Genomic DNA, 24,429 nt, shown 5'->3' on the forward strand with positions numbered 1-24,429 from the left:
AGTTACTACCCAGAAGACATGGAACGTCGCTCAGAGTTCGGGTACCTTCCATCACGTCGCCGCCACACCCGGGGCACAGGGCCCCACGGGACTTGCGGCGCAAAGGACCCGACCCCTGTTGACGACAGCAACCGAAGTCTTCACAGTCCGTCCGTACACCCCGCACTGCCAGGTGATCAACGACGAAGGTGATCACGCCGTCATCGGCATCTCGCCGGGCAACAGCTACTTCTCGGCCCAGCGGGTCAACGACCTCGCCCAGTGGGGCTTGCGCAACTTCGCGCAGGTCGACCTCATTTACACCGACATGCACGTTGCGGAGATGTACGAGGCCCTCGGATACGGCGAGGACGAAGCACGCCGCAAGGCGGTGAAGAACCTGCGCGGCGTCCGCGCCAAGGTCAACAACGCCGCCGCCGAAGCCGACCCCACCGGCACCCGCCTCCGGGCCCGTCCGATGTCGTCCCTCACCGACATCCCGGCGTACCGGACGCTCCACAACCACCTGAACAACCTGCTCGACATCGACCCGGAGTTCCGCGAGACCTGCAACTCCCTCGTCGACGCGTTCCTTTCCTCGAAGGTGCTGAACGGCAAGGCAGCCACCACCCGTCAGCGCGAGGTCTGCCTGGAATACGTCTGCGCCGAGGCGCCGCTGTTCCTGGACACGCCAGCCATCCTGGGCGTGCCGTCCTCCCTGAACTGCTACCACCAGCTCCTGCCCATGGCGGAACTGCTCTACTCGCGCGGCTCGGGGCTTCGTGCCTCACGCAACCAGGGCCACGCCATCATCACCCCCGCCGAAGGAGACTCCGATGACCGCTGACACCCTCCTCGACTTCCCGTTCTCCGCACGCGGCGACCAACTTCCCGCTGAAGTCGAACAGTTGCGGGACGAGCCGGTCAAGCGCGTCCGCACGATAGCCGGCGACGAAGCGTGGCTCGTCTCGTCCTATTCGCTCTGCAAGCAGGTCCTCGAAGACCCGCGGTTCAGTCTGAAGGACACCTCCGCCCCCGGCGTGCCCCGTCAGTACGCCCTGACGATCCCGCCCGAGGTCGTCAACAACATGGGCAACATCACCGGCGCCGGCCTGCGCAAGGCCGTGCTCAAGGCGATCAACCCGAAGACCGACAACCTCACGGGCTGGATGCGCGACCAGGCGAACACCCTCGTCGACGACATCCTGCGCAGCGGTGCGCCGGTCGACCTGCGCGGCGCGTTCACCAACCCGTACGCGGAGAACCTCCACTGCCGCATCCTCGGCATCCCGGAGGCCGACGCCCCGCGCCTGGCCGCCAGCCTGGACATCGCGTTCATGAACTCTGCCTGCCCCGTCACGGGCGCCAAGCTCAACTGGGACCGCGACATGGCCTACATGGTGGAGCGCCTCGACGACCCGGCCACCGTCGGGCTGATGGCCGAACTCGCCGCGCTGCGCGAGGACCCCGACTACGCGCACCTGACGGACGAGATGCTGGCAACCGTCGGCGTCACGCTGTTCGGCGCGGGAGTCATCTCGACCATGGGCTTCCTGACCATGGCGATCGTCTCGCTCCTGCAGAACCCCGACGTGTGGGAGCAGCTGCGCACGTCCCCGGAGAAGATCCCGTCCGCCGTGGACGAGCTCCTGCGGGTCAACCTGTCGATCGCCGACGGCCTGCCGCGGCTCGCGCTGGAGGACGTCACCCTCGGCGACGTCGAGGTCAAGAAGGGCGAGCTGCTGCTCGTCCTGGTCGAGGCCGCCAACACCGACCCGGCCGTCTACACCGACCCGCACGTCTTCGACATCGACCGGGCGAACGCGGGTACGCACCTGTCCTTCGGCGGCGGACCGCACTACTGCCCGGCGACCGCCCTCGGCAAGCGGCACACGGAGATCGCCATCGAGGTACTGCTGGAGAAGATGCCCGACCTGCGGCTGGCCGTGCCGTTCGACCAGCTCGTCTGGCGCACCCGTTTCATGAAGCGTCTGCCGGAGCGGCTCCCCGTCCTCTGGTAGCGGCGCCGGCGGCGGCGCGCCCGCACGTTGAAGACGGCCCCGGCCGGGGGGAATCCGGCCGGGGCCGTCGCCGTGCGTACGGGGGGCGTACGGGCGGCAGCGTACGGGCGGCTCGGCCGACGGCGGCGGCGGGCTGGGGCGCTGCGCGCGCCGCCGGCGGGCTCACCCCAGGAACGCCGCGGTGGCCGCCACGAACCGGCCGGCGTCGTCGAGCCAGGGGTAGTGGCCCGCTCCCGGCTGCACGACGAGCGTGGCGTTGGGGAACAGCTCCGCGCACTCGGCGACCGTCCGGGGCGGGCTGTTCAGGTCGAACTCGCCGGCGAGCAGGAGGGCCGGGGCGCGCAGGGCCGCGAGACCGCCGCGGGTGGCTCCCGGGTCGAAGGCGCCCTCGGCTCCGAAGTGGGCGACGGCCGCCGGATTGTCCGGGCGGCCCGCCGCGTGGTGGCGCCGCGCTTCGGCGTCCCAACGGCCGTAGAAGAAGGGGGCGATGGCGTCGCGGTCGCCGCCGGTGCCCTCGATGAGGTCCTCCAGCGCGGCGAACGCCGCCGGGAACCACGGTTCGTGCGCGCGCAGACGGGCGAGTTCCCGCCGGGTGCCCCCCGTGATCACCGTTCCGACGGCGCGGGTGCCGGGTGCGATCAGGGCGAGCCTGCCGACGCGGTCGGGGTGCCGGGCCGCGTACTGCGTCGCGGGGTTGGCCCCGGCCGAGTGGGCGAGCAGATCGATCCGGCCGAGGCCGAGATGCTCGCGCAGGGCCTCGATGTCGTCGACGAGACGGTCGCTGCGGTAGGACGAGGTGTCCCGCGGGACCGCGGAGCGGCCGGTGCCGCGCAGGTCCAGGACGACCAGGCGGCGGTGGGCGGACAGGCCGCCGAGGTCGCCGAGGTAGGCGGAGTCCGCGGGTCCGCCGGGGACGCAGAGGAGCGGCTCGCCGCTGCCGTGGGTGCGGTAGGCGAGGAGGGTTCCGTCAGGTGCGGTGAACGCGGATGTCGGCATGACGCGGATCCTGACATCCATAACCAGGTTGTACAACCTGGTTATGGCAGGCGTGCGCTTCGGGTGTATAACCGGGTTGTGAACGCGGAAGACGGAGTACGGCACGGGCCGGGGGCCCTGACCGAGGAACAGGCGGCGCGGATGCTCGCCGGGATGAACGAGGTCATCCGCGCGGGTGAGGAGATGCGCAGGCTGCGCACCGAGATGATCAAACTGTTCGCCGGCTTCGGCTGGACGCAGGACAAGATCGCCCGCATCGCGGACATGAGCCAACCCGCCGTGTCCAAGCAGATCTCGCGGTTCGCGGCCGACGGACCGGCGCCGGACCTGGGACTCGCCCTCGACCAGCCCGACGCCGCATGGCTCGAAGGGCGCCTGTGGGCGCTGGCGGAGGAGGTCGCCGAGACCCTGGACGCCGCACGCTGTACGCGCTTCGTCGGCGCGCTCGCCAGGGGGCGGAAGCGGTTCACGCCGGAGAGCTCCGACGAGCTGCGGCGCCTCCTCGAAGAGGATCTCCGGCTGGGCGCCGCGGAGCTGCCCGCCGCCTTCCGGGCCGCGTACGACGAGATCAGCCGCGGCCTCGACGTCGGCCCGGAGCCGGCCGCCCCCGGGTCGGCCCCGGCGTCGGTACGCCGGGCCGTCGCCCGCCAGCTCCAGCGCGACCGCCTCAGGGGCGGCGCCTGAGAGCACGCGACCGCCCCTCCCCCGCCCGGCCGACCCCGCCCGTCAGCCCTCCGCCAGGACCTCCCGGATCACGTGCCGGGCGTTGCGCGCCATCGCCGGATTCGTCGTCCGGTAATAGGGCAGGGCGATCACGGCCTGGGAGAGCGTCCGTCCCCGGCCGCGGATCCAGGTCGCGTCGTCCACGCCGAGCGCTTCGCGGAACACCCCTCGCGCAGCGGCGGGCAGCAGGTTCCACGCCGGGAACAGGTCGCACGCCGGGTCCCCCACCCCCGTGCAGCCGAAGTCGATGACCGAGGTCAGCCTGCCGCCGTCCACCAGGACGTTGCCCGGCATCAGGTCGCCGTGCAGCCACACCGGCGGCCCGCCCCACTCCGGGACCCGCAACGCGTCCTCCCATACGGCCGTCACGGCATCGCAGTCGACGCCCTCCTCCGGGACCAGCCGCAGCTCCCCGATCGCCGCCCGGGTCGACTCGTCCAGCGAGGCGACCGGCCCGCCGCGGTGGGCCAGGGGCGCCCCGGGCAGGGTGATGCTCCGCATCGCCGCGACGAAGGCGGCCAGATCCCGCGCCAGGTCCTGGGCGGCGGGCTCGCCCAGCGCCCCCGCCTCCGGGTTCTCCCCCGCCAGCCACCGGCAGACCGACCACCGCCAGGGATACCCCTCCGCCGGCTCGCCGTCGCCCAGCACCTGCGGGACGGCCGTCGGCAGCCGGGGAGCGAGGCGGGGCAGCCAGTCCCGTTCCGTCACCACGTCCTCGGCCCCGCCCTCGTACAGCGGCAGCCGTACGACCATGTCCTCGCCGAGCCGGTACATGGCGTTGACCGTGCCGCCGGACGGGAACCTCTCCACCCTCAACCCCGCCCACTGCGGAAACTGCCCGGCGAGCAGCCGCCGTACGAGGTGTTCGTCGACGGGGTACTGCCCGGGGTGCATCTGTCCTGTGCTCACGACGGTCATCCGACCCGTCGGCAACGGCCGGGGTCAAACGGTTTCCCCGACCGATCACCGCCCGTCCCGACCCGTCCCGACCCGTCCCGACTCGTCCCGGCGGTCCCGGCGGGTCCCGACCGGTCCCTTCGTGGCGCCGTTGCCCGGAAGGGGTCTTGATCGTTCACAGGCGGACGGGCCGTCCGGGCCGTCGCCACCGGTTGCCTCTACACGTGAGGCGAGTGGTCGGAATGCGAGTCGCGCGCAGAACCGTGCTCCAGGCGGCGTCGTCGGGCGCCGCTGCGGCACTGCTGGGGCGTTCCCCCGCGGACGCCCGCGCGGCCGCGCCCGACGCGGCCCCGGTCGGACTCCGCTTCACCCGTGCGGCCAACGGCGCCGCGACGGCCACCGCGGGCGGGGACCGGGTCGTCGCCGAGGTCCGTGACCCGGACTCCGGCCCGCGTCTTCGGCGTCGCGGACCGGCTCGGCACGGTCGAACCGGGGCGGATCGCCGACCTTGCCCTCGTCGACGGCGATCCCTTCGCCGACTTCGCGGACCTGGTCCGGGTGCGCGCGACCCTCCGCGGCGGGTTCCTGCACCAACGCCCCGTACTGGAGCGGGCCTTCACCGGCTACGGGACGCCGGCGGGCGCGGCGGCCGACGACTGGCGCGGGGTGCCGCACCAGATGCTCCGCGACGGCTGCTGCGGCGGCGCGGAGGGCGGGGTGTAGCGGGCCGCCCGGTCAGGGCCGGTCGTACCAGGAGAACGCCGCGATCCGCCAGCCCTCCGCGGTGCGTACGAACTGGATGGTCTTGGTGCCGCCGCCCTCGAACGGTTCGCCGTCCAGCACCCCCGACTTGCGGTACTCCCCGAACCTCGAGGCGATGTCGCCCGAGATGTCGGTGCGTTCGGAGGTCTCCCACTCGGAGAACTCCACCAGCCGGCCCCCGGCCAGCAGTTCCCGGCGCGGTTCGATGAACTCCTCGACGGTGTAGACCGTGAACCGCGGGCCGGTCATGACGATCACCGCGCCGGGCAGGGCGAGCCTGCGGATCCGGGCCACGTCGGCGGCCTTGCCGCCCCGGTTGTCGAACGACCCGAAGAACTCGGCGGTCACCCTGTCGATCTCGGCCTTGGACATGGACGCGACACTATGTGGCCGGGTCGCCGTCGCCAATCGCCCGGGGAGCAGGTCTGGGCGGCGGCGCCGTCAGGGAGCGGCAACGGCTCGCAGGGTCGGCCGAAGCGCACCGGGATGCCGGTGCTGCCGACGGGCCGCCCACGTGCCGCCGGACGGTCAGGCCGCCAGTGCGCCCGGGCCGGCCGGGGTGGTCAGAGGGTGATCCAGTAGCGCCGCTTCGGTCCGATCAGGGTCTCGCGCACGTCCTCCAGCACGCCGCCGCCGCGCTCGATGGTGCGGACGGACCCTTCGTTGCCCGGGTCGCAGGTCAGCAGGACGCGGTCCATTCCCAGGACGCGCGCCTCGTGGAGGACCGCGGACAGGGCCCAGGTGGCGAGGCCCCGCCTGCGGGCCGAGGGCCGGATGCTGTAGCCGATGTGGCCGCCGGCGTCGAGGAGGAAGCCGTTGAGGTAGTGGCGCAGGTCTATGGCGCCCAGGTAGGTGTCGCCCTCGGCGATCCACCAGTACGTCGCGTGGACGCGGCCGTGGTCGACCGGCACCGAGCGGTCCGCGTACCCGCGCAGCTTCTGCGTCCAGGCGGCGAAGCCCTCGGGGCTGTCGACGTCGTCCTCGGAGCCGAGCCCCGCGCCGTCCATGTGGGCGTCGGGCCCCCATTCCTCCTGCGCGGCGGTCCAGGATCGGTGCAGGCGGGGGGTGGGGGCGATGAGCTCGGGCATACCTCGGACCCTAACAGTCGGATCATCCGACCCGGTCAGCCGCTTTTCGGCTCGGACGGCTTGTGACCGGGGTAGACGTTGCCGGGGGTCACAATGCTGGTGATCGCCTCGCCGAAGAGCGTGCTGGGTTCCTGGCCGTCGTGCAGGATGTCGGTGTTGAGGATGACGACCATGGTCGCCTGCGCCTGCGGGAGGTAGACGCCGAGGCTCTCGTAGCCCGGGAGCGACCCGTTGTGGCCGATCCAGCCCTGGACGTTGAAGAGGCCCAGGCCGTAGCCGGCGCCGGGGATGCCGACCGACGTGGTCTTCAGGCGCTGGGCCTGTGTCGCGGGCGTCAGCAGCGTGCCGGTGGCGAGGGTGCGCGCCCAGCTGCGCAGGTTCTGCAGGTCGGAGATCATCGCCCCGGCCGCCCAGGCCCAGGACGGGTCCCAGTCGGTCGCCACCTCGACCTTGCCGGTGGCGGTCTGGTCGGTGTAGCCCTGCGCGTGCGGCTGGGGGAACTCGGCGCCGGTCGGGAAGAAGGTGCGGCCCAGGCCCGCCGGTTCCACGACGTTCTTGTCGATGACCTCGGCGAGCGGCCGGCCGGTGATCTTCTCGATCACCAGGCCGAGCAGGACCAGGTTGGTGTTGGAGTACTGGAACTGCGCGTTCGGCGCGAACTGCACCGGGTGTTTGAAGGAGTAGTCGAGCAACTCCTGCGGGGTGAAACGGCGGTCGGGGTCGGTGGTGAACGCCTTGTCGAAGTCCGGGTCCTCGCTGTAGTTGAACAGCCCGCTGCGCATGCCGGCCAGTTCCCGCAGGGTGATGCGGTCGCCGTTCGGCACGCCGGAGATGTAGTCGCCGATCGGGTCGTCGAGGCCGGCCTTGCCCTGGTCGACCAGCTGGAGGAGGGCGGTGACCGTGAACGTCTTGGTCTGGCTGCCGATGCGCGTGTTGAAGTCGGTCCGCATGGGCGCGCCGGTCGCCTTGTCGGCGACGCCGAAGGCCTTCACATAGCTTCCCTTGCCGGGTGCCCACAGCCCCACGATCACGCCCGGGACCTGCGCCTCGCGCATGACCTGTCGGACGGCGGCGTCGAGTCGGAGCGCGACGGCCGGGGTGAGCTGCTTGAACTCCCCGGCCGTGTCCGGGGAGGGGGTGGCGGAAACGGACGGTCCGGGGGTGGGGGCGCCGTACGCGGTGGCCGTGACGGCCCCGGTGAGGAGCAGGCCCGCCGCGGCGGTGGCCGCGCAGGCCCGGCGAAGCCGTGTGTGCGTCGTTTTCACCAATGCCTCCTTCGGTACGAGGACCAGGGCAAGGCATGCACGGTCAGCCTAGGCCCGTACCGGCGGGGCCGCGAGGCGAGCCGTCGCCCGGCGTCAGGGACCTGGCGCGGGCGATGACCAGGGCGACGTCGTCGTGGTCGTCGGGGCGGCGCAGGGAGTCCAGGAGCCGGTCGCAGGTCTCCTCCAGCGGTCGGCCGGTGTCGGCGAGCAGGTCCAGGAGGAGGTCGAGCCGTTCGTCGATGGGCTGGTCCCGGGTCTCCACCAAGCCGTCGGTGTAGAGCACCAGTTGGTCTCCCGGCGCCATGGCGACGGTGGTGGCCTCGAAGGGGATGCCGCCCACGCCCAGCGGTGCGCCGGTGGGCAGGTCGAGCAGCCGGGGTGCGTGGCCGGAGCGGATGAGCACGGGAGGGAGGTGGCCGGCGACGGCGATGCGGCACTGTGCCCGGTGCGGGTCGTGGACGACGTAGACGCAGGTGGCGATGGTCTCCTCGAGGGCGGCCGTGGTGCGGTCCAGTTGCTGGAGCACCTGGGGCGGGTCCAGGGCGAGTTCGGCGAGGGTGCGGGTCGCGGTGCGCAACTGTCCCATGCTGGCGGCGGCGTTGATGCCGCTGCCCATGACGTCCCCGATGACGAGGACGGTGGTGTCGTCCGGTCCGGCGATGGCGTCGAACCAGTCGCCGCCGATCTCGCTGCTGGCGGCGGCGGGCCGGTAGCGCGAGGCGACCTCCAGGCCGGGGGTGGTCGGCGGGTGGTGGGGCAGGAGGTGGTGCTGGAGCGCGAGGGCGGTGTGGTGGGCGTTGCGGTACCAGCGGGCGTTGTCGATGCACACGGCGGCCCGTGCGGCCAGTTCGCCGGCCAGCACGATGTCGTCGTCGTTGAAGGGCAGCGGGTTGCGGGTGCGTTTGAGGTCGAGGGCGCCGAGGACCTCGCCGCGCGCGATCAGCGGCACGGCCAGGTAGGAGCGCAGGCCCGCGCGGGTCAGCAGGGAGGCGGCGTTGCTGTCACGGGCGATCCGGGAGATGTCCCGGGCCTGGACGTGCGCGACGAGCACGGGATGGCCGGTCGTCACGGACTGGGTGACCAGCCGGTCCGCGGCGTAGCGGGCGATGTCCCCCGGCGGGTCGGCGGCGCGGACGGCCTCGCTCGGGTAGGCGGCCGCGACGGCGAGGGCGCGGAACACCGCGGGCTCGTGGGCCGAGGACCTCAGGGTTGGCCGGCCTTCCAGGACCGAGTCGAGGATGTCGACGGCGGCGATGTCCGCGAGCTCCGGCACGACGACGTCGGCGAGCTCGCGCGCGGTCTGGTCCAGGTCCAGGGTGGTGCCGATACGGACGGTGGCGTCCGCGATCAGGGCGAGGCGGCGGCGGCTGCGGGCGATCTCCAGGGCCGCCTGGTGACTCTGGGTGACGTCCACCACGGAGGTGGCCAGGCCCAGGACCCGGCCGGTGGCGTCCTCCAGCCGGTAGTAGGACACCGACCAGGCGTGTTCGGCGCGGTGCCCGCCGTGGGTGCGGCCGGCCGTGAACTGCTCCAGCAGCGGCGTGCCGGTGGCCAGGACCTGGCGCATCGCCGATTCGGCGGCCTCCGTGTCGTCGAGGAAGGACAGCGCCTCCCGAACCCCCCGGCCGATGTGCTCGGAGGCGGGCAGCCCGTTGATCCGCTCCAGCGTGGGGTTGACCAGGACGTAGCGCAGCTCGGTGTCCAGGACCGCGAGCCCGATCGGGGACTGGGCCACCAGGCGGGCGGACAGGGCGAGGTCCCGCTCCAGCTGCCGCAGCGTGGTGCGGTCGGTGGCGATGCCCAGGGCGTACAGGTCTCCGCGTTCGTCGAGCAGCCGCATGTTGCGGAACTCCACGAGGCGTGTGCTGCCGTCCTTGTGCCGCACCGGGAAGGCGCCCGCCCAGTCGCCGGCACCGCCCATGACCCGGGCGAACAGCTCCGACACCAGGCCCACGTGCTGGGGGGCGGCGAGCAGCCGGGCGGCGGGCTGGCCCAGGGCCTCGGCCGCCGTCCAGCCGAACAGCTGCTCGGCCTGCGGGCTCCACAGGGCTACCCGGCCTTCGGCGTCGAGGACGACGGCCGCGACGTTCAGGACGTCGAGCAGCCCGCTCGGCGGGGCGAGTCCGGCCGCGGCGGGCCGCCTCCCGTTGGCCCCCGACCCGTCGATCGCACCCATCGGCGATGCTCCCTTCCGGCACCGTCGGCCCGGCGGCCACCCGCCCCGGGCCGCTCCTCCCCCGTTCGGGGTGGTCCGGGCCGGTCCAGGGCGCACGGTTACCTCTCATCGTGCCCCCGAAAGCGCCGGGAAGCGTCCCGAGCGGCCGTGACCGGGCCCCGCCACGACCGCGTAGGCTCGGCGGATGGCGAAATACTTCGACGTGCACCCCGAGAACCCCCAGCGGCGCACCATCGACAACGTGGTCGACATGATCCGCTCCGGCAAGCTCGTCGCGTACCCGACCGACTCCTGCTTCGCGCTGGGATGCCAGTTGGGCAACCGGGACGGCATCAACAGGATCCGGTCGATCCGCAACCTCGACGACCGCCACCACTTCACCCTGGTGTGCCAGAACTTCGCCCAGCTGGGGCAGTTCGTGCAGATCGACAACAACGTGTTCCGCGCCATCAAGGCGGCCACGCCCGGCAGCTACACGTTCATCCTCCCGGCGACCTCGGAGGTGCCGCGCCAGCTGCTGCACCCGAAGAAGAAGACCGTGGGCGTCCGGATCCCCGACCACGTGGTCACCCAGGCCCTGCTCGCGGAGCTGGGCGAGCCGCTGCTGTCCAGCACGCTTCTGCTGCCGGACGAGGCGGAGCCGATGACGCAGGGCTGGGAGATCAAGGAGCGGCTCGACCACGAGGTGGACGCCGTACTGGACTCGGGTGACTGCGGCACCGAGCCCACCACGGTGATCGACTTCTCGGGTGGTGACGTGGAGATCGTGCGCCGGGGGGCCGGAGACACCTCACGGTTCGAGTAGGCCGCTCACGGGTCGCAGGTCACGGGTCGGTGCTCACAGGTCGGTGCTCACGGGTCGCTCCTCACGTCCGCGTAGCGGCCCAGGTACCGGAAGGCGCCCGCCTCGGCCCGGTAGAGGTGGCCGAGGGCGTCTCCGGTCAGGGCGCGCGTCCCGGTGTCGAAGGCGACCGCCTTGGCGAGGCCCTGGTACGTCGTGCGGAAGATCCGGCGGGAAAGACCCGCCCGGTCCCGGCCCTCCCCCTCCAGCCCGGCCAGGGCGGTGGCCAGCAGCCCCACCGCGTCGTACGCCTCGGTGGCCCACCGGGCGGGCGGTTCGCCGTACGCGCTCCGGTGGGCCGCGACGAACTCTGCGGCCGGGGGCGTGGCAAGGGGGTCGGTGTACAAGGCGCTGAAAACCCAGCCCTCGGCCGCCTGGCCGGCCGAGGTGAGGAAGGCCGGTTCCATGGCCTGCTGGAGGCCCACGCGCGGGCCCCGGAAGCCGGCGTCGGTCAGCGCGCGGGCCAGCTCGGCCGCGCGCTCGGGTGAGGTACCGGCGTACACGACCGCCTCGGCGCGGGCCTCGGTCAGCGCGCGTACGGTGCCCGCGAAGTCGGAGCCCCCCTCGGGGACGCGGTGGACGCTCACCGTGCCCTGCGCCGGGGGGCTCTGCTGGAGCACCCTGGTGACCTGCCACGCCGTCGATCCGTCGGCCGCGTCCTCCACGACCGCCGTGCGGCGCGAGATCCGCACCTGGGACAGGTAGTGCAGGACCGGCAGGCCGAGGCCCTCGTCGGACGGGCGGGTGGCGCACGCCGTGCGCCACAGCGTCTGGGTGTTCTCCGGACTGTTCACCGACACCAGCACCAGGGCGAGGTCCGCGGCGAGGCAGGCCCCGGCCAGCTCCGGTACGGCCGCGTCCCAGGTGGGGCCGACGAGGGCGAGCACGGCCGGGTCGGCGACCAGCTCCTTGGCGGCCGGGGCGGCGCGCTGCATGTCGCCGCCGTCGTCGGCGACCCGCAGGGCCAGCCGGAAGGGGGCGTCGGCCCGGGCGTTGTGCCGGTCCGCGGCCAGCCGCATGCCCCGCTCGTGTGCCCGGCCGGTCGCCCGGCCGGGTCCGGTCAGGTCGGCCTGCAGGCCGAGGGTGAGGACGGGGAGGTCCCGGTCGGCGTCGACGGGCGGTGCGCCGCGGCCGCCCGGCCCCCGGGCGGTGAACCAGGCGATCGGCGCGGCGGCGGCGACCAGGGCTCCGCCGGCCGCGAGCAGGCGCCTGCGGGTGAACTGCCGGGCGGGCGCCGGGGCGTCGATCCGGGTGGGTTCGGGCGCGGGCAGGTCCAGGGCCCGGGTGGAGCGTTCGGCGATGATCCGGGGCAGCGGGGCGGGCAGCCAGTCCGCGGCCGCCGCTGAGCCCGCACCGCCCAGGTCGGGTCCGAGGAGTGCGGTGAGCTCGCCGAGCGTCGGCCGGTCCGCCGGCTCCTTCAGCAGGCAGCCGCCGACGGCCTCCCGCAACTCCTCCGGCAGCGAGCCAAGGTGCGGCTCCTCGTGGACGGTGCGGAAGACCACCGCGGCCGCGTGCCCGCCGCCGAACGGGCCGGTCCCGGTCGCCGCGTACGCGAGCACGCAGCCGAGGGAGAACACGTCGCCGGCCGGTCCCGCGACCGGACCGCCCGCGCGGGCCAGCTCGGGGGCCAGGTAGCCCGGGGTGCCGACGACGGCGTCCACGGCCGTGAGCGTGGTCGCGCCGGCCACCCGCGCGATCCCGAAGTCGATCAGGCGGGGCCCGTCGGGGGCCAGTAGGACGTTGCCCGGCTTGACGTCGCGGTGGATCAGCCCGGCCGTGTGCACCTCGGCCAGGGCCTCGGCGAGGCGCGCGCCGAGGATCCGCACGGTCCGGACGGGCAGCGGCCCGTACCCGCCCACCGCCTCGGCCAGCGAGGGGCCGGGGACGAACGGGGTGGCCAGCCACGGTTCGCGGGCCTCGGGGTCGGCGGCGATCACCGGCACGACCCAGCGCCCGGTCAGCCCGCCGGCGGCCTGCGCCTCACGGCGGAACCGGGCCCGGAAGGCGGGGTCCGCGGCGTGGTCGGCGCGGATCACCTTGACGGCGACGAGGACGCCCTCGGGGGAACGGCCCAGGTAGACGGTGCCCATGCCGCCCGAGCCGAGGCGGCCCAGCAGCCGGTTCCCGCCGATCGCGGCCGGATCGGCGGGCAGGAGGGGGCGCATCGGCCGCTATCCCGCAGGGGGTTCGGCGGCCGGGCCCACGTAGCGGATCCGGCCGCCTTCCACCCGGTGGAGGAAGTAGGTGTTGCCCTTCACCGTCCGGTCCTCGCCGAAGGCGTACTCCTTGGTCAGGCCGCGGAAGGTGCCCTGCGCCAGGGCGGTCAGCAGTTCGGCGCGGGCCGGGCGGCTCCCGCCGCGGGCCGCCGTGACGAGCCGGTCGATGACCAGGCCGGCCGCGTCGTAGGCCTCCGCCGTCCACACGTCGGGCGCCGTGCCGTAGGCGGCCTTGTGCGCGCGGGCCAGCTCGGCCGTCTCGGGGGCTTCGGGGCCGGTGTACGGGGCGACGAACTGCCAGCCCTCGGCGGCCGGGCCCGCCGCGGCGAGGAACTCCGGGCCCATGCTGGCGTAGTCGGCGGCCCGGTGCCCCCGGTACCCGGCGGCCGCCAGCAGGGTGGCGGTCCTGGCCGCGCCCTGCGGGGTGCCGGAGTAGAAGAAGGCGTCGACGCCGTGCGTGAGCATGTCGGTGACGACCGGGGAGAGGTCCTGGGTACCGCGCGGGACGACCCGCGGGTAGACGGTGGCTCCGGGAACGTAGCCGGCGATGGTGCGGCTGGCGTGCAGGATCGCCTGCCAGCCTTCTCCGTCACCGTCCCGGTCGCACAGGACGCCCAGCCTGCTCACCCCCTGCTGGCGGGCCAGCGCCGTGTTGAGGGCCGAGCCCTGGATGAAGGAGATGGGGCTGACCTGGAAGAAGCTGCGCCGGTCGGCGACGCTGAAGGCGCTCGCCAGGGCCGAGACCGTGAGCAGGGGCAGGGCCGCCTCCCCGTACAGCTCCAGGCAGGGCGTGACCGTGGCGTTGCCGGTCGGTCCGATCACGGCTAGCACGTCCGCGTTCGAGATCAGGCTGGTGGCGGCGGCCGGGGCGCGGTCCGCCGCGCCCGCGTCGTCGGCGGTGGCGACGGTGAGCGTGAAGGGTTTGTCCTTGCGGGAGTTGAAGGCGTCGACGGCGAGACGCACCCCGCGCTCCTGTGCGAGTCCGGCGGCCTTCTGCGGGCCGGAGAGGTCGGCCTGTACACCGATCACCCACGGCCGGGGAGCGGCCGCCGGTGTGCCTTCGGGGTCGTCGTCCTCGTCCAGGGCCAGCCAGGTGGCGGTGCCCCCGCCGATCGCCAGTACGGCGCCGGCGGCGAAGCCCAGGAAACGCCTGCGGGACGGCGCCGGGCCGGTGCTGCCGGGTGCCGGGGCGGCCTTCGGGTCGGCGGCGGTCTCCTCGATGCCGGGCAGGGCGAGCAGGGCGGCGGCCCGTTCGGCGATGGTGGCGACGACCGGGTCGGGCAGCCAGTCGGTGCCCTCGCCCGGGGTGTCCTCGGTGAGGGCCTCGTCGAGCCCGGCCGCGGTGGGGCGGACGTCGGGGTGCTTGGCGAGGCAGGTCCGCAGCAGGCCGGTCAGTTCGGGGTCGGCGAGGAGTTCCGGGCCGAGGTCGGGCTCGTCGTGGACGGTGCGGTAGAGCACGGCCTCCACGGTGCCGGCGCCGAAGGGCAGCCGGCCGGTGGCGGCGTACGCGAGGAGGCAGCCGAGGGAGAAGATGTCGCCGGACGGTTCGGCGGGGCGGCCCTCGGCCTGCTCGGGCGGGATGAAGCCGGGTGTGCCGAGTACGGCGTCGGCGGAGGTCAGAGCGGTGTGCTCACCGCCGCGGGCGATGCCGAAGTCGATGAGCCGGGGCCGGTCCATGCCGAGGAGTACGTTGCCGGGTTTGACGTCGCGGTGGACGAGGCCCTGCGCGTGCATTACCTGAAGGGCTTTGGCCAAGGCCTTGCCGAGGATCCGTACGGCGCGCAGCGGGAGCGGCCCGTGGGCGGAGACGGCCTCGGCCAGAGAGGGTCCCGCGACGAAGGCGGTGGCCAGCCACGGTTCGCGGGCGTCGGGGTCGGCGCCGGTGATCCGTACGGCCCACGGGGTGTCGACCTCGGCGGCGATCTCGGCCTCGCGGCGGAAGCGGGCCCGGAAGTCGGCCTCTTCGGCGTATTCAGCACGGATGACCTTGACGGCGGCGAGCGCACCGTCGTCGGTGCGGCCGAGGTAGACGACGCCCATGCCGCCGGCGCCGAGCCGTCCGAGGAGGCGGTGGCCGCCGATCCGGGACGGGTCCGAGGGGTGCAGCTGCTCCATCAGCCGGCCGCCTTTCCGAGGGCCTGCTTGGCCTGCGCGATCATGCGGCTGTTGCCCTGCACGACGAGCTGGGTGAGGGTCTCCTGCTTGAAGCCCTCGGCGCCCTTGCCGGCGATGGCCACGGTGACGGGGCCGAACTGCGCCTGGTACCAGAAGTAGCGCTGGGGTTCGCCCCCCTGTGCGCTGACGTACGTGCCGAACTCGCTGAAGGCGTCCTCGCTCCAGTTGTTCATCTGTTCGCCCTGGTGGTTCGCGGTGCCCAGCAGCCCCTTGATGTCCTCGCCCTCGCGCAGCTTCTGGTCGGGGCAGCGCACGACCTCCTCCATGGCGCGGGCGGTCTCCCAGCCCGATTCCGCGCGGTTGTGGTGGACGGTCACCGTGGCGTTGATCTGAACGCGGCCGTGGCCGCTCCCGGCCGGGATCTGGAAGTAGCGGGTGTTGGTGGCGAGTACGTCCCGCGGCAGGTCGGCGGTCTGCCACACGCACTGCTCGTCGAGGACGGGCCAGCGGTCCGGCCGGCTCTCGAAGGGGGTGCGGCGCACGACGTCCGGGCCGAAGGCGTCCTCGGTGATGACGATCCGGTCGAGCAGCGCCCGTGCCTCGGCGGCCGTCTTCGGCTGCTTGGACTCGTCCAGCTCCGGTACGAGGGAGAGGGGCGAGGCCCCTGGTGAGGGCTGGGCGGTGGACGGCGGCGGTGCGGGTGAGGTGGGTGATGCCGGTGACGCGGCCGGGGCGCGGCTCGTCGCCCCGCCTCCGGCCGTTCCGTCGGCCGTGCACCCGGCCATGACCATGAAGAACAAGCCTGTCGCCGCGCAGCCGCAGGCGCGCAGCGCGACATCACGTCGTGTCACGTTTCCCCCCACGGCACGGATCGTACCCCGCCGTGGGCGTGCGCAACTGTCTTATGCACAAGCGTTGTTGGCGCATGGCATGCGGCTCAGGACTGCCCCTGGGACAGGCGGTCCATGGTCCAGGCGGATGCGTGGCGGGTGAATCCGATGTGCGGGTAGTAGTCGACCGCGGCGGGTGCGGAGAGCAGGACCACCTTCGCCTCGGGGACCGCTTCCCCGGTGACCCGGATGAGGTCGCGGCCCACGCCCCTGCCCTGGTGGGCGACGTCGACGGCCAGGTCGGCGAGGTAGGTCGAGTCGGCGCCCCGGACACGTGCCACCGCCCGGCGGACCCACCCTCTAACGTAATGGTTGCAAATGCATTTGGATTATTACACGCCCGGGTGGGTGAAACACAAACCGGTGGACCGGTATGTATGGCCCGGGAGACGGGCATGCTGCAAGGGCTCGCGTTCTCGGGAAGGAGCGATGTGCTCACTCAGGTTCTCGACCGGATCCGACGGCTCCTCGGACGCCCCTCCTCCTCTTCCTCTACCTCCGCCTCCGCTCCCGAACGTGACGGCGCCGGCCCGGCGAACGCCCGGACCCCGGTCTTCACGGCGGACTTCGGCTCGACCCGCCAGTGGGTCGCCGGCCGTTCCTGGGCCTATCCGAACGGCGGCCCCACCAACCCCGGCGACAACAAGCTCGACCACCTCGTCCAGGACCCTTCCTACAGCCGCAGCGGCACCTTCCGGGCCGTCCGCCGCCCCGACGGCAACTGGAACACGGGCCTGTTGACCACCGAGGGCAGCGACGAAGGGTTCATGGTGCGGACCGGGGACGTGCTGGAGTCCCGCGTACGGCTTCCCTCCGAGCTCGGGGCCTGGCCCGCGATCTGGACCTGGCTGGACGGCGGCAACGAGATCGACGTCTTCGAGTACCACCCGGACAACCCCGACCTCCTCGAACTGTCCAACCACGTCAAGGGCGGCTCCCGTTACCACCGCGACGCGGCGGTCGGACCCGGCCGCTGGGTGGACCTCAAGGTCGAGTTCGGGTCCCGCTCGGTCGTGTGGTGGGTCAACGGCACGCAGGTCTTCGCCGACCGGCGCGGGGTGGGCCGCCGCTGGCGCGCGTACCTCATCGTCAACCTCTCGGTCTGCGCGGGCCGCTACCACCCCGCGCCCGACCGGGACGTGTCCGAGATGTCCTTCGAGGTGGCCTACCTCCGCGTGATCCGCCCGTAGGGGTGGCGCCGGGCCGTCGGCGGGGGGCGGCAGCGTGGGGACCGTATTGCCCGCCGGGGGCGGCCGTCCCTCGGGGCCACCGTCGTGCTCGGCTGCCGGGACCCCGCCGGGGCCGAGGCCGCCGCGGCATCGATCCGTACGCGGGGTCCCGGCCGCGCGGGTCCGGGCCGTACGGCTGGACCTCGCCGCCCTCGCCCCGTTCGACGCGGCGGACGCGGGCGTTCGGCCTGCGGGGCGAGCAGCGGCGCGAACCGGTGGGGGACCACGTCGCCGCCCCCACGTCGCGGCCCGGCTGTGGGACACGAGCCGCGGCCTGACCGCGACCTAGTCGGTCACGGCGGTCGCGCAGCTCTCGTGACCCCAGCGGCTGCCGTTCTTGGCGATCATGTCGCCGACGGCGTACGGCTTCCCGCAGGGGCAGCTGCCGGGGAACTTCGCCTTGATGGCCCGGTTCCCCCGGCCCGTCGCGGAGCCGGCGGCCGATCGCTTCTTCGCCGTCCCGGACTTGCTCCGCGCGGGTGCGGCGGGCGCCGGTACGGGCATGTCCGCGTTCCCGAGGGCCGTGCCCGCGGCCTCCTGCCGCAGGGCCGCGTCGCTGGCGGCCTGGTCGGCGATCGCGTTCAGGTGGTCGCCGTCCTCGCGGTGCGCGGGAACGTACTGGAAGGTCACGTCGCGGTCGGCCAGCAGCCGGTCGATCTCCTCGACGAGTTCGCGGTTGGCGACGGGCTGGCCGGACGAGGTCTTCCATCCGTTGCGCTTCCAGCCGGGCAGCCACTGCGTGACGGCCTTCATCGCGTACTGCGAATCCATCCGCACCTCGACGGCCGTACCGGGCGCCAGCGCCTCCAGCAGCCGCTGGAGCGCGGTGAGTTCTCCGATGTTGTTGGTGGCCCGCCCCAGGGGACCGGCCTCCCAGCGCTCCGGGCGTCCTTCGGCGTCGGCGATGACCCATCCCCAGCCGGCTGGCCCGGGGTTACCCTTCGCCGCTCCGTCACAGGCGGCAATGATGCGATCAGACATCCCCCGATCATGCCTCATCCCCGGGGCTGCGCGGTCCCCGGACCGTCCTCGGCGAGCAGCCCGCACTTGTCGAAGTTCATGCATCCGCAGGCGAGGCAGTCCGCGACGGCGTCGCGCAGCATCTGCGTCTGCCGGATGAACCGGTCCAGCTCGGGGAGCTTGCTTTCGGCGAGGGCGCGCCACTGCCGGGTGGTGCCGCGGTCCCCGTCGGTGTCCAGCAGGGCTCGGATTTCCGCCAGGGTGAAGCCGGCCCGCTGCGCCATCTTGATCAGGGCGATCCGGCGCACGGTGGCGACCGGGTAGACCCGTCGGCCCGCCGTCCGCTCGGCGGACGGCAACAGCCCGACGCTCTCGTAGTAGCGCAGAGCCGAGGGCCGCATACCGACCCGTCGCGCGAGCTCTCCTATCCCGAGCTGTCGCACCGACCGCTCCCCCTTGACCTCAAGTGCGCTTGAACCAGGAGTCTGACCTGGTGACTCCCGCACAGACAACCCGCCTCCTGCCGCAGGCCTACCGTCCGCTCTTCGCCCACACCGGTTTCAGACGCCTGCTGCCGGCCCTGGCGGCCTCCGATCTCGGTGACGGGATGAGCGTGGTGGCGGTGGCCTGGTTGGCCATCGAGATCGCGCCTCCCGGTCGTTCGGGCCTGCTCCTGGGGGCCGCGCTCGCCGCGTACGCACTTCCCGGCGCCCTGGGCGCGCTGCTGTTCGGGCGCCTGCTGCGCCGCCTTCCCGCGGCGCGGCTGCTCGCGGCCGACAGCCGGATCCGCGCGGTCCTCCTCGGCTGCGTACCCCTGGCCTGGGCCGCCGGGTTGCTGCACCCCGTGCTGTACGTGGCCCTGCTCGCGGGTTCGTCCGTACTGCACGCATGGGGCAACGCGGGGCGGTATTCGCTGGTCGCGCAGATGCTCCCGCCGGACCAGCGGCTGGCCGCCAACGCCCTCCTGTCGTCGAGCGTCGCGGCCTCGATCGTCGTCGGGCCGGCCCTGGCCGGGTTCCTGGCCGCGGGGGTGAGCCCCGCCTGGCTGATCGGCCTCGACGCGTTGTCCTTCGCCGTGCTCGCCGTGCAGGTGGGCAGAGTCCGGGCCCCGGGCGGTGAGCCGAAGACGGAGTGGGAGTCGGAGGCGGAGGCAGAGGCGGAGGCAGGGCCGCAGGCGGGTGCCGGGGCCGGCGCCGAGCGGCCGTCCGCCGGCCTGCGGTTGTTGCGGAAGCAGCCCGAACTCCTCGGCGTCCTGGCCCTGACCTGGTTCTTCAACTTCCTGTACGGGCCGGCGGAGGTCGCGCTGCCGTTGCACGTCACCGACGACCTGCATGCCGGGGCGGCTCTTCTCGGGCTGTACTGGGCGCTGTTCGGCGCGGGCGCCGTGCTGGGCGGGCTGGCCGCCGGCGCGCTGCGGAGGTTCCCGCTCTGGCCGGTGACGCTGGGGATCGTCGCGGGCTGGGGGTTCGCTCTCGTGCCCTTCGGCCTGGGCGCGTCCGCGCCCGTCACGCTGGCCTCTTTCACCCTGGGCGGCCTGATCTACGGCCCGTTCACGGCGCTGTCGTACACCCTGTTCCAGGAACGCACCCCGGCCGCCTGGCTGACGACCGTCCTCGCGGCCCGTAGCGCGGCACTCCTGACCGCCGGGCCGGTGGGCACGGCGCTCGGCGGGCCCCTGACCGCGCTGATGGGCCCCCGGGGGGTGCTGGCGGCGTCGGGGATCGCGACGGTCGCACTCGCCGCCGTCGGGGCGGCGGTCCGGCTCCGGAGCACGCGCCGGCCGGCGTCCCGGCCCGTGCGCGGATGAGGGCCGTGCGGCGGTGCCGCACGGCCCTCATCGTCCACTCCCCCCGGTTCACACCGGAGGAGGAAACGGTTCTCCGGAGCCCGGGCCACAGCCCGGGCCGGCCGGGGATCAGGCGGGGGTGATGTTCTCCGCCTGCGGGCCCTTCTGGCCCTGCGTGATGTCGAAGGTCACGGCCTGACCCTCCTGGAGCTCACGGTAGCCCGAGGCGTTGATCGCCGAGTAGTGGGCGAAGACGTCCGGGCCGCCACCGTCCTGGGCGATGAAGCCGAAGCCCTTTTCAGAGTTGAACCACTTCACGGTTCCCGTAGCCATGTTCATGCCTTCCCGTTGACGTACGTCCTCCACACGGCGTGGAGGACGGAGGTGATCGCCCTGGTCCTACGGCACAACACAGCAAAACTGCCCACACCAGAAGGCGCGGGCAAGGCACTCGGAACCACGACAGCTACCGGAGAAGGTACACGCCTGCACGCACTGTCACCAGGGGGAATGATCACGCCTGCGCGGCGGGATTTCGCCCTTGTACGGACTTGCCGGGCGTCACGGCCGGGAAATTCGTCGAAGGGCGTCCCCCGGATGCCGTAGGGTGAGGTCCACCGACGCGGGGTGGAGCAGCTCGGTAGCTCGCTGGGCTCATAACCCAGAGGTCGCAGGTTCAAATCCTGTCCCCGCTACTGCACGGAAGGGCCCGGATCCTTGTGGATCCGGGCCCTTCCGCCGTTTCCGGGCAGCTGCGGAGCCGCGGCCGCAACAGACCCCGCATTTCCCGCGGGTCCGGATCCGGATCCGCCTCACCCGCCAGGCCCTGTCCGGCCTCGTGGCGCCGCCGCCCCCGGGACGGCCGACGCGACAATGAGCCGGCCGCACGCCATGTGACCGCAGTCACAGAAGAACCCGTCGTCCGATGCCGACCGGATGCGGTGCGCCGGGCGTATGCCCGATGCGGTACCTGCACGCGTGGACCGGCGACTGGACTGGGCACGTCCTACTGGTACACCTCCCTGCCCCGCTCCACCCTGCTGTGGTGGCCGCTGTGGATCGCCCTGGCGGGCTGGCGCATGCGCCGCCCCTGGGTGCGCAGCGCCTACCTGTACGTCGCGCGGCCGCTGTGCACCGTGGTGGCCGTCACCTTCCTCACCGGACGCTGGGCGGGCCAGGCAGTGTCGTCAAAGTGGCGTCGGCCGCCGAAGGGCGGGACCCGCGTGCCAGACCCCGCCCGCCAGGCGGGACTTCGACGACACTCCCCAGGGGTGCGGGCCGGCGGGGGCGAACGGGCCCCCGGGCGGGCGCCGGGCGCGCATACTCGGAGGATGGCCGACACCACCACCGTCGAGGTCGACACCGACGTGCGCGACCGGCTCGCCGTGCTCGCCGCCGACCGCGGACTGAGCCTGCGCGCGTACCTCGCCGAACTCACCGCCGCCCAGGAGAACGCGACCGCGCTCGCGCGCGCCGCCCGGGCCTTCGAGGAGGCCCTCGAACGCCCCGGCTTCCGCGAAGGCTTCGCCCGCGATTTCGGGGGCCTCGCGGCCCGTGACTGACGGCCACGGCGGACGGCCACGGCTGACGGGCCGTGGCCCGGCGCGGTCCGCCGCAGGCACCCGTCACCCGGGCGGCTCCGCCGACGGGCCGGTCCGCGCGACCGTCCCTAGGCTCGGGGAAGGACCGCTTCGAGCGCTGGAGGACGGCTGTCGTGACCGATACGAGCGAGGCGGGGCAGGCCGACCGCACCCTGAAGGCCAAGCACCGGGCGATGTGGGCACTGGGCGACTATCCGTCCGTCGCATCCCATGTCGTCTCCCCCCTGGGGCCCCTGCTGGTGAAGGAGTGCGGGATCCAGATCGGCGACCGGGTCCTCGACATCGCGGCGGGCTCCGGCAACGCCGCCATCCCGGCCGCGCTGGCCGGGGCGGACGTCGTGGCGTCGGACCTGACCCCCGAACTGCTCGAGGTCGGACGGCACCTGGCCGCCGTGCAGGGCGCGAAGCTGGAGTGGCGGGAGGCGGACGCCGAGGCCCTGCCCTTCGCGGACGGCGAGTTCGACGTCGTCATGTCCTGCATCGGCATCATGTTCGCTCCCCACCACCGCACCGCCGCCGATGAGATGCTCCGCGTGTGCCGGGCCGGCGGGACGGTCGGGCTGCTCAGCTGGACCCCCGAGGGTTTCGTCGGCCGACTCTTCGCCGCGATGAAGCCGTACGCCCCGCCGCCCCCGCCCGGTGTGCAGCCGCCGCCCCTGTGGGGCAACGAGGAATACGTCCACGAGCTGCTCGGCGACGCTGTGACCGACGTGGTCGCCCGCCGCCGGACGGTCCCCGTGACCCTCTTCAAGAACCCGTCGGACTTCCGGGAGTTCTTCAAGGCCTGTTACGGGCCGACCATCGCCGTGTACCGCGCGGTGGGCGACGATCCGGAGAAGGTCGCGGCCCTGGACGCGGCGCTCGACGCCCTCGCCGCCGAGCACACCACGGACGGCGTCATGGAGTGGGAGTACCTCCTGCTGACCGCACACCGCCGCAGCTGAGACGCCCGCCCCGGGGGCACCCGGCCGGTCAGTCGATGACCGGATGCACGTCATCACCAACCAGTCCGGCCAGGCCCCGCACGGCGGCAGCTACGACGCCTGGCTCAACGGATACGGGTCCACCCACACGGACAGCGCCTCGCGGTCCCCATCCATCCCCTCGGCCTGCGCCTCGTACCGGCTCGGCTTCTTCCTGCACATCGACACGGACGAGGACGGGAGCGTCGTCTACGACCGGTTCACCCACGGGGGCCGGGCCGGACGCTTGTCACCGGGGCGCCCGCGCACCGGCCTCCGTACGCGGGGCCGTCACGCCGGGCCGTCACGCCGGGCCGTCACGCCGGGCCGTCAGGCGTGGCCGTCAGGCGGGGCCGTCAGGCGGGGCCGTCGGCGGCGAACTCCGCTTCGAGGACCTGCGTGAAGAGTCCGATCGGGTCGTTCCAGTCGCCGTTGACGCTCTGGGCCACGAGGTGCTCGCCGTCGCGGGTGCCGTAGGTGTAGCAGAACGAGCCGTTGATGGCGCCGCCCATGCCCCAGACCGTCGCGCCCGAGGGCACCGTCATCGACGACATGCCCAGGCCGTAGGAGGCGCCGGGGATCCACTTGCCCTCGGGAGTCGGGCGGGCCGCGAACATCTCCTCCTGCTGGGCGGGCGGCAGCAGCCGGCCGCCCAGCAGCTCGGCGAAGAAGCGGTTCAGGTCACCGGCGGTGGAGACCATGCCGCCGGCCGACCAGGCGAAGCTGGTGTCGAGCTCGGTCACGTCGTGGATCTCGGCGTCGGGCGCGGTGAGGAAGTTCTTGCTGTACAGCCGGGCGTGCGGTCCGCGCAGCCCGTGCTCGTCGTCGCCCGGGACATAGGTGCCGGTCAGCTCCAACGGGCGGGCGATGCGCTGCTCCACCTGGTGGGCGAAGGTCCGGCCGGTCGCCCGCTCGATGATCAGTCCGACCAGGACGTAGCCGGTGTTGCTGTACGTCCAGCCCTCGCCCGGGGCGAAGTCCGGGGCGTGGGAGGTCGCGATCTCCACCAGCTGCTCGGGGCTGAAGCGGTCGTAGCGGTGCTCCAGGAAGGCCGGGCCGTAGTGCCGGGAGAGCAGCCCCTCGTCCACGGAGTAGTTGAAGAGCCCGCTGGTCATGCCGAGCAGGTGCCGGACGGTGATCGCGCCGGCGTCGTTGCCGTTGCCCTTGACCAGGCCCGGGAGCCATCGCTCGACGGTGTCGTCCAGGGAGAGTTTGCGCTCGGCGGCGAGCAGGAGGGCGAGGGTGGCCGTGAAGGTCTTGGTGGTGCTCCCGATGCGGTACTGCTCCTCGGGCAGCCGTTCGCGCCCGGTCACCGTGTCGGCCACCCCCGCCGCTCCGAACCACCGGCCCCGGCGGTCCAGGACCTCGGCGACCATGCCGGGGAGGCCGGCCCCGCTCACCGCCCGATCCAGGACCTCCCGCACGGCGGCACGCGAACTCGTCTGCTGGGGAACGGGCTTGGTCATCCGTCGGTCTCCTCGATGCGCGCCAGTCACGTTCTTCCCGATGGGAAAGACGCTACGGCGCCGCACCCGGCCCGCGCTGGCCCGCTCCCGGCCAACATCAATACGACCGAAACGCCCCGGTTCACCCGGCCGTACGCCGCTACGTCCGGCGGCCTCCCCGGCCCTTCTCCTCGGGGGCGATCATGGCGATCAGCCCGTAGTCCAGCTCCGCGCCGTCGATGAGCAGGGCCTCGATGGTGCGCGTGTCGGGGTCGATGTCGGCCTCCACGCCCTGCCCCCGGTAGCGCGGGTACCCGGAGGCCCCCTGTTCGCCGGTCGCCTCTACCACGGCCGACCTCAGTGCGCGGTCCGCCGGGGAGGCGCCACGGAGGTTCTCGATGTGCTCGGGCACCACCAGGATCTCGAAGCTCTGCGGCTCAGTGGTCATGGAACCGAAGCTACCGGATGGGGAAGCGC

At 73.2% G+C, this 24,429-nt stretch carries 24 protein-coding genes, 1 tRNA gene and 1 pseudogene; 11 read left to right on the forward strand and 15 right to left on the reverse strand.

Going from position 1 to position 24,429, the window contains the following annotated elements:
• Positions 1–118 precede the first annotated feature (118 nt).
• Positions 119–826 carry a cyclodityrosine synthase gene (locus tag ACZ3X1_RS01135; RefSeq protein ID WP_356814521.1) on the forward strand — a complete coding sequence of 236 codons (708 nt, stop codon included), beginning with the start codon at positions 119–121 and terminating at the stop codon, positions 824–826.
• The gene (locus ACZ3X1_RS01140; protein WP_467275444.1) at positions 816–2,000 is read left to right on the forward strand and encodes a cytochrome P450; all 1,185 of its coding nucleotides are present in this window, start codon (positions 816–818) and stop codon (positions 1,998–2,000) included. Before ACZ3X1_RS01135 ends, ACZ3X1_RS01140 begins: the two co-directional genes overlap by 11 nt.
• 162 nt (positions 2,001–2,162) lie before the next feature.
• On the opposite strand, the gene ACZ3X1_RS01145 is transcribed toward ACZ3X1_RS01140, so the two are convergent.
• Entirely contained in the window at positions 2,163–2,996 is an 834-nt protein-coding gene (locus ACZ3X1_RS01145; protein ID WP_467275446.1) for an alpha/beta fold hydrolase, read from the reverse strand.
• Positions 2,997–3,074: 78 nt separating this feature from the next.
• On the opposite strand from ACZ3X1_RS01145, the gene ACZ3X1_RS01150 reads away from it, so the two are divergent.
• Positions 3,075–3,680 (forward strand): sigma-70 family RNA polymerase sigma factor, encoded by a 606-nt coding sequence (locus ACZ3X1_RS01150; protein WP_467275448.1) that lies wholly within the window; start codon positions 3,075–3,077, stop codon positions 3,678–3,680.
• 42 nt (positions 3,681–3,722) lie between these two features.
• On the opposite strand, the gene ACZ3X1_RS01155 is transcribed toward ACZ3X1_RS01150, so the two are convergent.
• The gene (locus ACZ3X1_RS01155; RefSeq protein WP_467276265.1) at positions 3,723–4,613 is read right to left on the reverse strand and encodes an aminoglycoside phosphotransferase family protein; all 891 of its coding nucleotides are present in this window, start codon (positions 4,611–4,613) and stop codon (positions 3,723–3,725) included.
• Between the two features lie 435 nt (positions 4,614–5,048).
• Between ACZ3X1_RS01155 and ACZ3X1_RS01160 the strand changes: the two genes are divergently transcribed.
• Complete coding sequence (locus ACZ3X1_RS01160; protein ID WP_467275450.1) at positions 5,049–5,339, forward strand: amidohydrolase family protein; 291 nt, start codon at positions 5,049–5,051, stop codon at positions 5,337–5,339.
• A 12-nt stretch (positions 5,340–5,351) separates the two neighbouring features.
• On the opposite strand, the gene ACZ3X1_RS01165 is transcribed toward ACZ3X1_RS01160, so the two are convergent.
• The 4 genes from ACZ3X1_RS01165 to ACZ3X1_RS01180 form a co-directional block, all read right to left on the reverse strand.
• Positions 5,352–5,750, reverse strand: a complete 399-nt coding sequence (locus tag ACZ3X1_RS01165) for a Cif family virulence factor (protein WP_356814527.1) — start codon at positions 5,748–5,750, stop codon at positions 5,352–5,354.
• A 191-nt stretch (positions 5,751–5,941) separates the two neighbouring features.
• On the reverse strand, positions 5,942–6,466 hold the full coding sequence (locus ACZ3X1_RS01170; protein ID WP_467275452.1) for a GNAT family N-acetyltransferase: 525 nt from the start codon (positions 6,464–6,466) through the stop codon (positions 5,942–5,944).
• Positions 6,467–6,501: 35 nt separating this feature from the next.
• Entirely contained in the window at positions 6,502–7,731 is a 1,230-nt protein-coding gene (locus ACZ3X1_RS01175) for a serine hydrolase domain-containing protein (protein ID WP_467275454.1), read from the reverse strand.
• A gap of 43 nt (positions 7,732–7,774) precedes the next feature.
• Complete coding sequence (locus ACZ3X1_RS01180) at positions 7,775–9,907, reverse strand: SpoIIE family protein phosphatase (RefSeq protein WP_356814530.1); 2,133 nt, start codon at positions 9,905–9,907, stop codon at positions 7,775–7,777.
• Positions 9,908–10,091: 184 nt separating this feature from the next.
• On the opposite strand from ACZ3X1_RS01180, the gene ACZ3X1_RS01185 reads away from it, so the two are divergent.
• Positions 10,092–10,712, forward strand: a complete 621-nt coding sequence (locus tag ACZ3X1_RS01185; RefSeq protein WP_030819830.1) for an L-threonylcarbamoyladenylate synthase — start codon at positions 10,092–10,094, stop codon at positions 10,710–10,712.
• 47 nt (positions 10,713–10,759) lie between these two features.
• Here ACZ3X1_RS01185 and ACZ3X1_RS01190 read toward each other — a convergent pair whose 3' ends face one another.
• From ACZ3X1_RS01190 to ACZ3X1_RS01205, 4 genes are all read right to left on the reverse strand, one after another.
• The gene (locus ACZ3X1_RS01190; protein ID WP_467275457.1) at positions 10,760–12,913 is read right to left on the reverse strand and encodes a bifunctional serine/threonine-protein kinase/ABC transporter substrate-binding protein; all 2,154 of its coding nucleotides are present in this window, start codon (positions 12,911–12,913) and stop codon (positions 10,760–10,762) included.
• 6 nt (positions 12,914–12,919) lie between these two features.
• Positions 12,920–15,079 (reverse strand): protein kinase domain-containing protein, encoded by a 2,160-nt coding sequence (locus ACZ3X1_RS01195; RefSeq protein ID WP_467275459.1) that lies wholly within the window; start codon positions 15,077–15,079, stop codon positions 12,920–12,922.
• On the reverse strand, positions 15,079–15,930 hold the full coding sequence (locus ACZ3X1_RS01200; RefSeq protein WP_362631905.1) for a hypothetical protein: 852 nt from the start codon (positions 15,928–15,930) through the stop codon (positions 15,079–15,081). Before ACZ3X1_RS01200 ends, ACZ3X1_RS01195 begins: the two co-directional genes overlap by 1 nt.
• An 86-nt stretch (positions 15,931–16,016) precedes the next feature.
• Positions 16,017–16,250, reverse strand: a complete 234-nt coding sequence (locus ACZ3X1_RS01205) for a GNAT family N-acetyltransferase (RefSeq protein WP_467275461.1) — start codon at positions 16,248–16,250, stop codon at positions 16,017–16,019.
• A gap of 150 nt (positions 16,251–16,400) precedes the next feature.
• Here ACZ3X1_RS01205 and ACZ3X1_RS01210 point away from each other — a divergent pair, with 150 nt between their 5' ends.
• Positions 16,401–17,159, forward strand: a complete 759-nt coding sequence (locus ACZ3X1_RS01210) for a LamG domain-containing protein (protein WP_356814535.1) — start codon at positions 16,401–16,403, stop codon at positions 17,157–17,159.
• Positions 17,160–17,483: 324 nt separating this feature from the next.
• On the opposite strand, the gene ACZ3X1_RS01215 is transcribed toward ACZ3X1_RS01210, so the two are convergent.
• Complete coding sequence (locus ACZ3X1_RS01215; protein ID WP_467275463.1) at positions 17,484–18,179, reverse strand: ribonuclease H family protein; 696 nt, start codon at positions 18,177–18,179, stop codon at positions 17,484–17,486.
• Positions 18,180–18,193: 14 nt separating this feature from the next.
• The gene (locus tag ACZ3X1_RS01220) at positions 18,194–18,601 is read right to left on the reverse strand and encodes a MerR family transcriptional regulator (protein ID WP_356814537.1); all 408 of its coding nucleotides are present in this window, start codon (positions 18,599–18,601) and stop codon (positions 18,194–18,196) included.
• A 50-nt stretch (positions 18,602–18,651) separates the two neighbouring features.
• Here ACZ3X1_RS01220 and ACZ3X1_RS01225 point away from each other — a divergent pair, with 50 nt between their 5' ends.
• Entirely contained in the window at positions 18,652–19,965 is a 1,314-nt protein-coding gene (locus ACZ3X1_RS01225) for an MFS transporter (RefSeq protein ID WP_467275465.1), read from the forward strand.
• 108 nt (positions 19,966–20,073) lie between these two features.
• On the opposite strand, the gene ACZ3X1_RS01230 is transcribed toward ACZ3X1_RS01225, so the two are convergent.
• Positions 20,074–20,277, reverse strand: coding sequence for a cold-shock protein (locus ACZ3X1_RS01230; protein WP_030384970.1), 204 nt, complete (start codon positions 20,275–20,277; stop codon positions 20,074–20,076).
• Between the two features lie 288 nt (positions 20,278–20,565).
• Here ACZ3X1_RS01230 and ACZ3X1_RS01235 point away from each other — a divergent pair.
• The 4 genes and pseudogenes from ACZ3X1_RS01235 (at position 20,566) to ACZ3X1_RS01250 (ending at position 22,489) form a co-directional block, all read left to right on the forward strand.
• A tRNA-Met gene (locus tag ACZ3X1_RS01235) sits at positions 20,566–20,639 on the forward strand.
• 300 nt (positions 20,640–20,939) lie between these two features.
• Positions 20,940–21,119: pseudogene (locus tag ACZ3X1_RS01240) on the forward strand (mannosyltransferase family protein); the annotation flags it as partial.
• Positions 21,120–21,275: 156 nt separating this feature from the next.
• The gene (locus ACZ3X1_RS01245; protein WP_356815232.1) at positions 21,276–21,506 is read left to right on the forward strand and encodes an antitoxin MazE7; all 231 of its coding nucleotides are present in this window, start codon (positions 21,276–21,278) and stop codon (positions 21,504–21,506) included.
• 152 nt (positions 21,507–21,658) lie between these two features.
• Entirely contained in the window at positions 21,659–22,489 is an 831-nt protein-coding gene (locus tag ACZ3X1_RS01250; protein WP_467275467.1) for a class I SAM-dependent methyltransferase, read from the forward strand.
• Positions 22,490–22,863: 374 nt separating this feature from the next.
• On the opposite strand, the gene ACZ3X1_RS01255 is transcribed toward ACZ3X1_RS01250, so the two are convergent.
• Both ACZ3X1_RS01255 and ACZ3X1_RS01260 read right to left on the reverse strand, forming a co-directional pair.
• The gene (locus ACZ3X1_RS01255) at positions 22,864–23,973 is read right to left on the reverse strand and encodes a serine hydrolase domain-containing protein (protein ID WP_356815213.1); all 1,110 of its coding nucleotides are present in this window, start codon (positions 23,971–23,973) and stop codon (positions 22,864–22,866) included.
• Positions 23,974–24,112: 139 nt separating this feature from the next.
• Positions 24,113–24,400, reverse strand: coding sequence for a hypothetical protein (locus ACZ3X1_RS01260; protein WP_356815214.1), 288 nt, complete (start codon positions 24,398–24,400; stop codon positions 24,113–24,115).
• Positions 24,401–24,429: the final 29 nt, after the last annotated feature.

The sequence above is a fragment of the Streptomyces sp. NPDC023541 genome (assembly GCF_055559995.1).